Origin of the sequence: Sphingobacterium multivorum (assembly GCF_039511225.1) — a bacterium.
Classification (GTDB): Bacteria; Bacteroidota; Bacteroidia; order Sphingobacteriales; family Sphingobacteriaceae; genus Sphingobacterium.
Genome location: NZ_CP154261.1, coordinates 5,340,933 through 5,353,773, shown reverse-complemented (window position 1 = coordinate 5,353,773; position 12,841 = coordinate 5,340,933). Strand labels below are relative to the sequence as shown.

General features: G+C 40.5%; 11 protein-coding genes. 4 read left to right on the top strand and 7 right to left on the bottom strand.

Features of this window, described 5'->3' with window-relative positions:
• Positions 1-64 precede the first annotated feature (64 nt).
• Entirely contained in the window at positions 65-1,156 is a 1,092-nt protein-coding gene (locus tag AAH582_RS22420; protein ID WP_343320674.1) for a lactonase family protein, read from the top strand.
• Positions 1,157-1,213: 57 nt separating this feature from the next.
• Here AAH582_RS22420 and mnhG read toward each other — a convergent pair whose 3' ends face one another.
• Genes mnhG through AAH582_RS22385 form a run of 7 tightly spaced genes read right to left on the bottom strand, consistent with a single transcriptional unit; the run spans position 1,214 to position 6,953 of the window.
• Positions 1,214-1,564 carry a monovalent cation/H(+) antiporter subunit G gene (mnhG, locus tag AAH582_RS22415; RefSeq protein ID WP_046671613.1) on the bottom strand — a complete coding sequence of 117 codons (351 nt, stop codon included), beginning with the start codon at positions 1,562-1,564 and terminating at the stop codon, positions 1,214-1,216.
• Entirely contained in the window at positions 1,557-1,832 is a 276-nt protein-coding gene (locus AAH582_RS22410; RefSeq protein ID WP_046671612.1) for a monovalent cation/H+ antiporter complex subunit F, read from the bottom strand. Before AAH582_RS22410 ends, mnhG begins: the two co-directional genes overlap by 8 nt.
• The gene (locus AAH582_RS22405; protein WP_227550155.1) at positions 1,829-2,287 is read right to left on the bottom strand and encodes a Na+/H+ antiporter subunit E; all 459 of its coding nucleotides are present in this window, start codon (positions 2,285-2,287) and stop codon (positions 1,829-1,831) included. The genes AAH582_RS22410 and AAH582_RS22405 overlap by 4 nt, the downstream gene beginning before the upstream one ends.
• A gap of 19 nt (positions 2,288-2,306) precedes the next feature.
• On the bottom strand, positions 2,307-3,815 hold the full coding sequence (locus tag AAH582_RS22400) for a proton-conducting transporter membrane subunit (protein WP_343320673.1): 1,509 nt from the start codon (positions 3,813-3,815) through the stop codon (positions 2,307-2,309).
• Positions 3,812-4,168, bottom strand: coding sequence for a Na+/H+ antiporter subunit C (locus tag AAH582_RS22395; protein WP_046671609.1), 357 nt, complete (start codon positions 4,166-4,168; stop codon positions 3,812-3,814). The genes AAH582_RS22400 and AAH582_RS22395 overlap by 4 nt, the downstream gene beginning before the upstream one ends.
• A complete protein-coding gene (locus AAH582_RS22390; protein WP_343320672.1) occupies positions 4,168-4,587 on the bottom strand; it encodes a Na+/H+ antiporter subunit B in 420 nt (139 codons plus the stop codon). Before AAH582_RS22390 ends, AAH582_RS22395 begins: the two co-directional genes overlap by 1 nt.
• A gap of 56 nt (positions 4,588-4,643) precedes the next feature.
• The gene (locus tag AAH582_RS22385; RefSeq protein ID WP_343320671.1) at positions 4,644-6,953 is read right to left on the bottom strand and encodes a putative monovalent cation/H+ antiporter subunit A; all 2,310 of its coding nucleotides are present in this window, start codon (positions 6,951-6,953) and stop codon (positions 4,644-4,646) included.
• Positions 6,954-7,338: 385 nt separating this feature from the next.
• Here AAH582_RS22385 and AAH582_RS22380 point away from each other — a divergent pair, with 385 nt between their 5' ends.
• From AAH582_RS22380 to AAH582_RS22370, 3 genes are all read left to right on the top strand, one after another.
• Positions 7,339-7,860, top strand: a complete 522-nt coding sequence (locus AAH582_RS22380) for an RNA polymerase sigma-70 factor (protein WP_343320670.1) — start codon at positions 7,339-7,341, stop codon at positions 7,858-7,860.
• A 51-nt stretch (positions 7,861-7,911) separates the two neighbouring features.
• Entirely contained in the window at positions 7,912-9,051 is a 1,140-nt protein-coding gene (locus AAH582_RS22375) for a FecR family protein (protein ID WP_343320669.1), read from the top strand.
• A gap of 235 nt (positions 9,052-9,286) precedes the next feature.
• Positions 9,287-12,838 (top strand): SusC/RagA family TonB-linked outer membrane protein, encoded by a 3,552-nt coding sequence (locus AAH582_RS22370; RefSeq protein ID WP_343320668.1) that lies wholly within the window; start codon positions 9,287-9,289, stop codon positions 12,836-12,838.
• Positions 12,839-12,841 lie beyond the last annotated feature (3 nt).

Sequence of the window (12,841 nt, the reverse complement as noted above, 5' to 3'; positions counted from 1 at the left end):
GAAACAAACTTGATGTAACGGTCTCATTCAACACAGGAGTAGCTACATTTATAAAATAATTACAATGAAAAAAGCATTTATTTATTTGATGACGATTTTACCTCTGGCTAGTTTTGCGCAACAGATTCCCATGTTTGTGGGAACATATACGAGCAAAACTGCGAGCAAGGGTATCTATATTTATAATTTTGATGTTAAAACTGGTGAAACAACTTTGTTGAGCACACAAGAGAGTAAAGATCCATCCTTTTTAGCGCGAAATAATAACTTTATTTATGCCGTTAATGAGGTTCCAAATCAAGAGGGGACCGTTTCGGCTTATTCTTTTAAGGACGGTCATTTAACTTTTCTCAACTCACTTCCTTCTGGAGGAGAGTCGCCTTGTTTTGTTGAAGTACATCCGAAGGGTAGCTTGCTTGCCGTGGCAAATTATACGGGCGGCTCTGCGGCGCTGTTTGATTTAGAAAGTAATGGTGTTTTAAGTAAAAGAGCACGCTTAATACAACACGAGGGTAAGGGGGTGGATCCTGTACGCCAAGAAAAGCCACATGTACATTCTACTTTTTTCTCGAATAAAGGGGATAAGTTATACGTCCAAGATCTTGGTTTGGATGAGATTTCTATTTATCCGGTGAATAAAGCGGGAAACGTCTATAGCCTTGCTGATGAATCGGAAGATGTCTTTACGCCAGCTGGAGGAGGACCACGTCATATTGTGTTTGATAAGAAAGAGAAATTCCTGTATGTCGTCCTGGAAATGACCGGTCAAATTGCATCGTATAAGAAAGATGGTGATGCGTGGATGTATCAAAGTACTTTTGATATTAACCCGGAAGGTTTTAAAGGAAGTAATGGTGGCGCTGATATTAAGATCTCTGCTGATGGAAAGTTTCTATATGCGACCAATCGTGGGGATGCCAATACGATAGCTACTTTTTCGGTAGAGAAAGATGGGGAATTGAAGAAAATTGCCAATCTTTCAGTAAAAGGTAAAGGACCGCGCAATTTCAACCTTTCTCCGGATGGGAAATATCTTTTGATCGCCAATCAATATACCAACAACATTGTTTTGTTTAGCCGGGATACTAAAACAGGCTTGTTGACAGATACTGGGAAAGAAATTGCTGTACCTGCTCCTGTTTGTATTATCTTTTAATCAGGACAAGAAGTTCTAAAGACAAGAAGATTTTTAGGAATAACTGTATAGCTTTTCTTAAAAATCTTCCTTTCGACAATCTAATTTACCTTCCTTTTCAAGGTCATTTAAGGTGGTTCCCTTCCATGTTTTCACCCGCTGTATATAAGCAGCTCTGCCAATCATGTGTGCGGCAACCGGAGCCGTTAGGATCAGAAAAAATCCAATGGCTATAGCCTTGGTTGTTACGGATACATCCGGGAAGGTCATGGCCGCACAGATGAGTAAAAGTCCCACACCCAGCGTTGCTGCCTTTACCGTAACCGAAAGACGTAAATAAAAATCGGGCATCCGCAAGATGCCAATAGACGCAAATAGTATGGCCAATGCCCCGATGGTACTGAGTATGGCTAAAGTAATATCAATCATCTTTGCTTTGTTTTTCTAAATAAAATGAAAATGCGATCGTGCCAAGAAATGCGATAAGCGCTAAGATCATGGCAATGTCTAAAAACACTTCCTGCGACGTTCGTATACTATAAACGGTAATAATGCCAATTCCGATGGTGATAATGAGATCGAGGGCAATCACACGATCAAATATTTGGGGACCTTTATACAGCCGGATAAACGCCAGTATGACTGAAATAGTCAAGATCGGAAGGATCACATAATCAAAATAGCTATTTAAAGTCATCTTAAGAGTTCTAAAAGTCTTCGTTCAACATTATTTTTAAGGGTAGAAACAAACTGTTCTTTGCTTTTCATATACATGACGTGAATAAAGAGCGTTTTTTTATCTTCACTTACGTCAAGGATAAGTGTGCCGGGTGTCAAGGAGATAAAGGTTGAAAGCAGGTTTATTTCCAAATCGGTTTTTGCATCCATGGGATATTTGACAATCGCCGGTTTGATAAAAAATTTGGGTGTTATCACGTCGTAGGCTACCTGCACATTGGCGACAATCATTTCCCACAAGAAAAAAAGAATAAAACTCAATGTTTTGGGTACCCGATAAAAATAGCGTTGATCTACCTCATTCCTGTTCATCAACCAGAGGATACCAAATCCCAACATAAAGCCGAATAGGAAGTTGGTGTAGTACATCGATCCCGTTAGTGCGACCCAAATGAAGGATAACATGAGGTTCATTAAAAACTGTTTAATCATATCATTTCTGCCCTCCTAATACAGCGTTTATGTAAGGTGATGTGTCCAATAATTGTGTAGCAATCTCATCGGCGACATGGATAATCGATTCGGCGTTGAGTCCGATATACAGGGACGCTGATGCCAAAATAACAACAGGAAGTATGAGCATTGTTCTTTTATAGCCAATCATGCCCGCAAATTTATCCTCAATGATTTCAGGATCAGGTGCATCTTTCCAGAATACCTGTGCCCACATTTTGGCGATGACAAACAAAGTGATAAAACTGCCAATAATCAGGGCTCCCGCGAATGTATACTTTTCCAAATGAAATGCATCTTTGAATAGATAGATTTTAGGCCAGAAGCCCGAGAGTGGCGGGATGCCCACCAGTGAAAAAAGAACAATGGCAAAAAGCAATGAGATCTTTGGGTATTGTGCATAAAGTCCGCCCAGTTTATTCATATCCATGGTACCACGGAGTTGTCGTATAACACCGGCGATGAGGAATAAATTCGTTTTGACCATAATATCATGGATCAGATAGAATACTGCCCCCAATAAGGCCCATTTGCTATATAAGCCCAAACCGCCAATCATAAAACCAATATGGCAAACGATCAAATAGGAAAATAACCTTCGGATATTGGTCTTGATCAATGCACCAAAAGCGCCAGTCAGGATGGTCAATATGGCCAGTACGATAAGAAGCTCCTTGGTAAAATGATTGGGAATAAATAATAGTGAAAAGACCCTGAACAAGGCGTAAATCCCAACCTTGGTCAACAAGCCTCCAAATGTCGCTGCTACGGCTGAAGGCGGCGTATGGTAAGAAGAGGGTAACCAGAAATAGAGTGGAAAAACGGCGGATTTGATGCCAAAACCGATCAGGAAAAATGTGGCTGTAATTTCTACTAATGCCTGATTTTGTATTTTGGGGATGCGCAGGGCCAAGTCGGCCATGTTTAAGGAACCTGAAATACCATAAAGTATGCCTATGCCGGTTAGGAAAAACGTGGAGGCCAGGATATTCATGGCCATATATTTTACAGCTCCTTCCAATTGGGATTTTCTTCCGCCCAAGGTCATGAGTACAAAAGAGGAAATAATAATGACTTCAAACCATACGTACAGGTTGAAGATGTCACCTGTCAGAAACGCGCCGTTTAGTCCCATCATCAAAAAGTGAAAGATCGGGAAATAGCCGTATAAGATGCGCTGGCGTCCCACACCGACACAGGAAAAGATGGAGACCGCCAGACCTGCTATTGAAGTCAGGAGAACAAGGGTACTGCTGAATAGGTCGGCAACAAAGACAATCCCAAACGGAGCTTTCCAATTGGCCGCATTCATGGTTAAGATACCACCGTCATAAACCTTGAAGAATAGTTTAAAGGCAAGAATGAGTGCGAGCAAACTTCCACCAACGCTCAAAAACCGTTGTGCAGTGGATTTGCGCCACAACATCAGTTGGACAATAGCAATAAATAAATGCACGATAATCGTGGCAATAATGTGGTTGTCTATCATATATCTTCTTCCTCAGGGGTGTTCAAATCATCCAGATCATCTGTACCCAGCAATGCATATACACGCTTGAGTAAAACGATGGCAAAGGAGGTCAGGCCAAAGCTGATCACGATGGCCGTTAAAATAAGGGCTTGCGGAATCGGGTCCGCATAAATATCGGTGAATACCTTCAAATCGGGACCTATGATGGGTGGTTTACCTTTAATAATATTTCCCAATAAGAAGATCAAGATATTGGTACCATTGCCCAGTAACATAATACCCAGCAACAGTTTCACCATGCTTCGACGCAGGATGAGGTATATTCCGGCAGCATAAAGGATGCCGATCAAGAGTACGAGTATCAGTTCCATTATTCTTCTTCAGTCGTTAAAGCAATTGTAAATAAAATCGTCAGGACGACGCCAATGACAACAAAGTATACACCAAGGTCAAAAAATAAGGCGGTTCCTATCATCCCGATGACGGGAATCTTCTCTTCCAGCCAAAGACCGGTCATGACGGGATAGCCAAAAAATGTGGGTAAGAACATACTTATGGCCGAAATTCCTAATCCTATGGGAATAAGTGACAGGGGTTTGTATTGAATCAATTTCATGGTATTTTGCGGGCCAAAGGCAAAACTATGCAGAACAAAGGCAATTGAAGCAACTAGGCCTCCGACGAAGCCTCCGCCCGGATAATAATGCCCCCGGAGTAGAAGGAATACCGAGAAAAGTAAAAGTATTGGTAATAAATACCGCGTAGCGGTCTGTAATATTGTACTGTTCATTTGTTATTATTTAGCAATGAGTTGTCCGCTCATTTATGCATAAACTTTATCTATCATTATTCTTTATCAGAGGACTTTAAACGTAATTTTAATAAGCTATATACCCCCAATGCAGCGATACTCAATACCACAATTTCAAACATGGTGTCAAAACCTCTGAAATCGACAAGTATTACATTGACGACATTTTTTCCTTTAGCAAGCACATAGGCATAATCGCCATAGAAATCACTGATATTTGTCGTTGTTGGTTCATGCAGAACTCGAAGTGCGACCATGGAAAGCAAAATTCCAAAAACGATAGCGACAATGGCGTCACGAATGATGGTGCGCCGGTTGGCCAGGTTCAGGAAGGACGGGAGCTTAAAGAGTACCAATACGAAGAGTACCACAGTGAGGGTATCGATGGTAAACTGCGTCATCGCTAGATCTGGAGCACTGTAAAACACGAAAATAAGACATATAGCATAACCTACAACACTGGTGGCTACGACGGCTGTTAATCGGGAGGAGGTGCGGATGGTGAGTACAATGGCACCAATCAAAATGCAGACTGTAGTGACTTCGTAGAAACTCACCGGAGATAGGGTTTCCCATTTGATATGGAGTGGCCCACCCAGGTATAGTTGGTAGGCGATGAGTAATTCGGCAAATAAAATAATTTTCAACAGATACGAACGCAAATAGCCGTTGTGCATTTTGTTGGTGAAGAAGGCCGAGAATAAAACAATTTCCTGCGCACATAACTGGATGATATATTCAGGCGAAATCTTATTGAAATTTGCAATCCAAGCCAATTTTTTAGCACTGGGTCTGTTTGCGAAATAAAGTAAGGTACCCGCGGCAATTGTAATAGCGCTTAATAGCAGGACTAAATTGAAGCCATGCCAGATTTTCAGGTGAAAAGTTTCCGTTTTTGCAAGTATGCTTACCGCAGCCGGCCCTGCAATCCAGTCGCCGATAAGTCCGGGGATACAGCCAAAGACAACACCGAGGGCGGCTAAAAGTAAAGGCGGGATCCACATGGCTTTATAGGGTAGGTGGATTGCATGAAAGTGCTCGGGCAACTTTCCCATAAAAGGTTTGATGCCGGCCATAAATCCAGCAGAGACCAGGAGTATATTTGTTGCTACTGCAGCGACTGTCAAATAGAGAAATAAATCAGGTGTGGCATGTAGTGTTGCCTCATAAATCAGATCCTTTCCAATAAACCCAAATGTAAGTGGAATACCGGCACTGGAAAATGCCGCTAGGAAACCTGCTATAGCGACAGGCATTAATACCTTACGTAGCCCCCGTAAGATGGTAAGATCCCGCGTTCCCGTTTCATGGTCTATAATCCCCGTAATCAAGAATAATGCGGCTTTATATAGGGCATGTACGAGTATAAAGACACTTGCCGCGATAACGGCATCCTTGGTGCCTAGTCCCAACAAGAATACTAAAATACCGAGGGCGGATATGGTTGAATAGGCAAGTACACCCTTGAGGTCTGTTCTGAAAAGCGAATGGAATGCGGCATACAGCATCGTGAAACCACCAATGGCCATGAGAGAATACATCCAGATCGGGTTGCCCCCAAGTATTGGTGAAAAACGGGCCAAAAGATAGATCCCTGCCTTAACCATCGTTGCCGAGTGTAAGTAGGCCGACACTGGTGTTGGCGCCTTCATGGCTCCGGGTAACCAAAAATGGAAAGGGAATTGTGCTGATTTCGTAATTGCTCCAAGTGCTATGAGCCCAAAGACGAGGGGAAATAGGGGATGTTGCTGAATGAGGGATACTCTGTCGATGAGTGCGGTAATATGGTAGGTACCCGCGATATTACCCAGCAAAATAAAACCTGCCAGTAGAAAAAAACCACCCAGACCAGTAACGGATAGTGCGGTTAATGCGCTTTTGCGCGAATCATTTTTGTCATTGTTAAATCCAATGAGAAAAAATGAGCTGATCGAGGTTAGTTCCCAAAAGATGAAGAGCAACAGCATATTGTCCGACAGGACAAGCCCCAGCATAGCCGACATAAAAAGGCAGAGGTAGCCAAAGAACCGGTCGATATACCGATGACCTTTGAGATAGGCATTCGCGTAGAAGAAGATGCAAGCTCCGATCCCGGTAATCAATAAGGCGAAAAGTAGCGATAGTCCATCTAATTTAAAATCCAGATTGATGCCTAAGGAGGGCACCCAGGGTGTTGATTGTACGAAATAGGAGCCTTGACCAATAGGTACAATATATTGTGCAAAGTATAAAAATAGAAGTACCGGTAAGAATGCGAGAATAATACCCCATCTGGTTTTTAGGAACCGACCAAATGGAACAATAAGGCTCGATGTTATTAATCCTGACAGAACAGTAAATAGCATTTAGTCTTTGTTTTAATTTTTAACCTTCACTATTTCATCGTTGCCAATGCTTATATGGCGATGAAGGTTTTTTGAAAGTTTACAATATAATAAAAAAAAGCGGAAAAGTGCCAGTTTTTGACCATTTTTCCTCTATATAAAGGATAAAAGAGGGGATTTTGTTTTCGGCTAAGAACAGATTTTTTAAAGGAAAATACGTTTATAAAAATGAAATAAGCGATCCTTATTTATTGAGCGATAGAATTTTTTAATGTGCAGTATGAATAATTTATGTAATAAATGTGTTAATTTTTGTTTAACAAAAATTAAAAATTATATATTTACAAACTAGTTTATCAGCCACCAACGATTGTTGCTAATCAATTTTGTTATACCCGTTTGAAGTATGGGCCCCGAAGAGAAGTTATTTAGAACGCATTATAGAAGCTTGTGTCACTTTGCATGGAAATTTGTAGGGGAATCTGCTATTGCTGAAGATTTGGTACAAGAAGCATTTATTACTTTTTTTAAGGATCGCGAGCGTATGGATGAATCTGAAAGCTTTGTTCGAAATTATTTATATACTGCCGTTCGGTTTTCCTGCTTAAAGCACCTTAGGCATGAAAAAGTGAAGGAAAAGTATTGGACGAAAGTAGCGTTCACTGAAGAAGATGAGCATTCTGTGGAACTTTCTATGATTCATACCGAAGTGATCAATGAGGTTTATCGGATTATAGCAACAATGCCTGCTGCCTGTCAGCAAATTTTTACGATGGGCTATTTGGAAGGCTTATCGAATCTTGAAATTACGGAAAAACTTCAGATTAGCGTGAACACCGTGAAGACCCAGAAGCAACGGGGAATGAAGATTTTGTTAGAGAAGCTTCATCCCGAATTTTTACCCCTTATTATTTTTTTATTAAAATAATTTTAATTCTTGTCACCCGCGGTGAATCTATAGGGTTTCTAACCTATAGATATGAAAGCTAATACCAATTACATAGCCAGACTAATTAGTAAGTTACTTCGTGGTCAAGAAACCGTGGCGGAACGAGATGCTATTGAGCAGTGGCGGAAATCTGACAAAAGGAATGATGATTTGATTGAAAGCTTTCGAGAGGCAAAAAATATTGAAGGAGATCTTCATTTTTTTGCCAATTTGGATGAAGACGGGGCTTGGGGTAATATTCAGCGGACTCCTCAGAAAATAAAGAAAAATTATCGTCTTCTACTTCGTGTTGCCGCCATTCTCATTGTACTATTAGGAGCATCACTCTTTTATATATTTCAGCAGGATCGGAAAGTTCCTGAGCAAGTAGCAGCTATTCGTCCCGTAAAAAAAGATATTTCACCGGCGCAGCCAGGTGCCTTATTGGTCTTGGCGGATGGATCAGTTTTGCCTTTGGAGAAGTCGAACAAAACAGTAGATCCAAAAATCGTTGCTGATCATATACCCCACGCAGATCTGGCAGTAACAGAAGGTTCATTCCAGTTTAACACGTTGGTTGTTCCAAAAGGTAATTTTTATAAAATAAATTTGGAGGATGGTACCCAGGTCTGGGTAAACGCCAACTCTCAGCTTAAATTTCCTGTAAAATTTAAAGAAAATGAGCGTCGTGTCTTCTTGGAAGGTGAGGCTTATTTTGAAGTTTCTCATGACGGAAATAGACCTTTCTTTGTGGAATCTAAAGAAAACGAAGTAAAGGTATTGGGGACGCATTTCAATGTTAATGCGTATGGGAAAAATGTTCGCACAACATTGTCTTCGGGAAGAGTACAGGTAAGCCATTCTGGAAATATCGTTGTTTTGGAACCTGGGGAATATGCGAATCTTGTAGGAGAACAGCTTCGCAAAGGAAAGGCAGATTTGGAACACGATTTATCTTGGCATAACAATCAGTTTTATTTTAAGAAAGAGACCATTGTTGAGATTGCCTCCACACTTTCAAAATGGTATGACATCCATGTTAAATTCAGGAAAGATGTGGCATTGGATAAGGTGTATACAGGCAATTTTAAACGCGATGTTAAGTTGTCTGAAGTTTTAGAAATGTTGACGTACGTCTGTGATTTAAAATTTGAATTTGACGGACAAGAATTAATCGTAGGAAATAAATAAAAGGAGTGTCTATGTAAAAGAAATAATACCTAATCCAAAGGTCTTATAACGAAGTAAGAACAGGAATGTTGCAGCATCCCTGTTCCGAAATGATCAAAAAGGCCTAAAAAAAATTAAAAAGCGAATTAAGTAAACCCAATTAACCACAAAGAGTAAATGTATGAATAACTTACCATTTGGCAAAACGTGGCGACTGATACCTCATGACCCACGGTTTTGTAAACCTTTACGTATTATGAAAATTAGTACCTGTCTTCTTTTCGCCTTTGTGACCGGAGTTCAGGCCAACGGCCTAGCACAGAAAGTTACTTTGAAGATGAAAAATGCACGGATTGAAGAGGCGCTCAATGCGATTTCCAAACAGTCCAATTTGCAGTTATTTTATGGGGAAAATATTGATTCTAAAGCAAGAGTCAATGTGAATTTGAAGAATGCTTCTGTAGAAGAAGCATTAAATTCTGTTTTGCGTAATAATCATTTAGATTATAGGATAATTGCAAATACAATCTCCGTAAATAGCAGAGTAACGGAAGAAAATTATGATGCTGTTGCCCAGCAAAAGGTTTCGGGGATCGTTAGAAATCAAAATGGGAATGGCTTAGTTGGAGCAACCGTTACTGTAAAAGGTACTTCGGTTTCCACACAGACAGATGAGAATGGACGTTTCAGTATAGACGCGCAGTCTAATGCGACTTTGACCGTCCGTTATGTTGGATATACAGTGGGAGAGATTGCTGTAGCTGGCCGGCAAAACCTCTCGATTGTTTTACAGCCCAACGAACAACAAATTGATGAGGTTGTTGTGACAGGACTTGGGGGTAAAATAGACCGTCAGAATTTTACCGGAGCGACGGCCAAAGTCAATATGAAAGATGTTGAGTTAGGCGGATTACCTGATCCAAGTCGTTCCCTGGAAGGACGAGTTGCCGGTGTTTCGGTACAGAATACGTCAGGAACTTTCGGTTCAGCTCCAAAGATCCGTGTTCGTGGCGCAACATCAATTTATGGTAGTTCAAAGCCGCTTTGGGTTGTTGATGGAATTATTATTGAAGATGTGGCCGATGTTTCTTCGGATGCGCTATCTTCAGGCGATGCGCTGACATTGATAAGTTCCGCCGTCGCCGGATTAAATGCGAATGATATTGAGTCATTTCAAGTTTTAAAAGATGGGTCGGCTACCTCAATATATGGCGCGCGCGCCATGGGCGGTGTGATTGTAATTACAACAAAAAAAGGTGCTGCTGGACGGAATTCATTTAATTACGTTGGTGAATTTACGTCAAGGGATATCCCTTCCTATAATAGTTTTAATATCATGAACTCACAGGAGCAAATGTCCATGTATCAATTTATGGACCAACGTGGATGGCTCAACCTTTCTGATGTTTCGGTGGCTTCTGAGAGTGGTGTTTATGGTAAAATGTATCAGCTGATCAATGCGGGTAAATTGGAAAATACCGAGACCGCGCGAAATGCCTATTTGCGTCAGGCTGAGTACAGGAATACAGATTGGTTTAAAGAATTGTTTAGTAGGAATATTATGCAAAACCATTCGATCAGTTTGACTTCCGGTACAGAAAAAGCACAATATTATACATCATTAAGTGCCATCAATGATCCAGGATGGGCAAAGCAAAGTGGAGTAAAGCGATATACAGCAATGTTTAATGCTGGGTACAATTTGCTTGACAATTTAAAGTTGAATTTATTGGCAAATGGATCGTATCGTGATCAACGTGCTCCTGGAACGCTAGGCCAAACGATTGATGTTGTGAATATGCAGGTAAAACGCGATTTCGATATTAACCCATATTCGTATGCAATGAATACATCACGTACCTTGGATGCGAAAGAGTCTTACATTAGAAATTATGCTCCATTCAATATCCTGAATGAATTGCAGAATAACTATATGGATATTAATGTAGGCGATTACAAATTTCAAGGCGAACTATCGTGGAAGGTGCTGAAACAGCTGGAGTTGACGGCTATGGGGGCCTTACGTTATCAACAATCGTCACAACAGCACTATGTAAAAGATTATTCCAATCAAGCGCTTGCTTATCGTGCGATGCCCAATACCATTATACGTGATAAGAATCCTTATTTATATAAAAATCCCGACGATCCATATGCGGTTCCTGTATCCGTATTACCTTATGGGGGAATATACAATCGTACGGATTACAAGATGGTCTCCCAGAACTTTAGGTTCAATTTCAATTATAACAACACGTTTAATGAAATACATAAATTGTACGCTTTCGGGGGAGCAACCGTCAATAATGATACCCGGAATAACGACTGGTATCGTGGATGGGGCATTCAATATGATCTAGGCGAAATTCCATTTACAGATTATCACGTATTTAAGAAGGGACAAGAAGAAAATAGTGATTATTTCAAGGTTATCAATACAAGAAATAGGGAGGTCGCTTTTTTTGGTCAGGCAAACTATACCTATGATGAACGATATACGTTAAACGGTACATTGCGGTATGAGGGTACCAATAGATTAGGGAAATCGACTTCGGCAAGATGGCTGCCAACCTGGAACGTTGCCGGACTTTGGAATGTACATAATGAAAAGTTCTTTAAAAATTGGAATTCGCCTATCAATGCCTTATCGTTTAAAGCATCGTATAGTTTGACAGCAGATCGAGGACCTTCATTTGTGACAAATTCTAAAGCTATTTTAGAAAGTTATAATCCTTGGCGTCCGAATGCAGGAGATAAAGAAACGGGGCTACAGATAAAAGATCTAGAAAATTCCTTGCTTACGTATGAGAAGAAAAAAGAACTAAATATTGGTACTTCCATTGGCCTGTTCAATAATAGACTGGCAATTGACCTAGATTATTACACGCGTAAGCAGCATGATCTTATCGGAGAAATCAATACACAAGGTTTGGGTGGTCAAATTTCGAAATATGGAAATATTGCCAAAATGAATTCACATGGTTTGGAACTGAGTGTTGCCGGAACAATTCTTAGAAATGAAGATTTTTCGTGGAACTCTAGTTTTATTTTCACCAGAGCCGTCAATAAAATTACGGAAATGGAAAACCACAAGCAGGTTGTGGATTTGATTTCTGGCAATGGGTTCGGATTACAGGGATATCCGGTGAGATCCTTATTTTCCATTCCATTTGAAAAGTTGGATATTAATGGCCTTCCAATTTTTACAGGACCAGATGGTCCTACGACGACCGGACTCAACTTTCAGGAGCGTGATAAAATTGGTTATTTAAAATACGAAGGTCCAACGGAACCAACAACAATGGGAAGTTTTGGAAATATCTTTGGCTATAAAGGATTTAAGTTGAACGTATTTTTCACGTATTCCTTTGGCAATGTCGTTCGCTTGGATCCAGTCTATAAAACGCAATATACAGATTTAACGGCTACTACACGCGAGTTCTGGGATTCGTGGACCGTACCAGGTGACGAATTGATCACCAATGTACCGGTGATGATCGATAAGCGTATTGTGAGGAATGACAGAGATTATAGATACGCCTATAATGCGTACAATTATTCTTCAGTTAATATTGCAAAAGGAGACTTTATTCGTTTGAAGGATTTATCCTTGAGTTATGATCTCCCTAAAAATGTTGTCAATTCTTTTAAAGTATCCTCTTTGGGCTTCCGATTGAATGTCACCAATCTTTGGTTGATATATGCTGACAAGCGGTTAAATGGACAAGATCCTGAATTTGTCAACTCTGGTGGGGTTGCTTTACCAATTCCAAGGCAATATACGTTAACTGTACGGTTAGGACTTTAAACT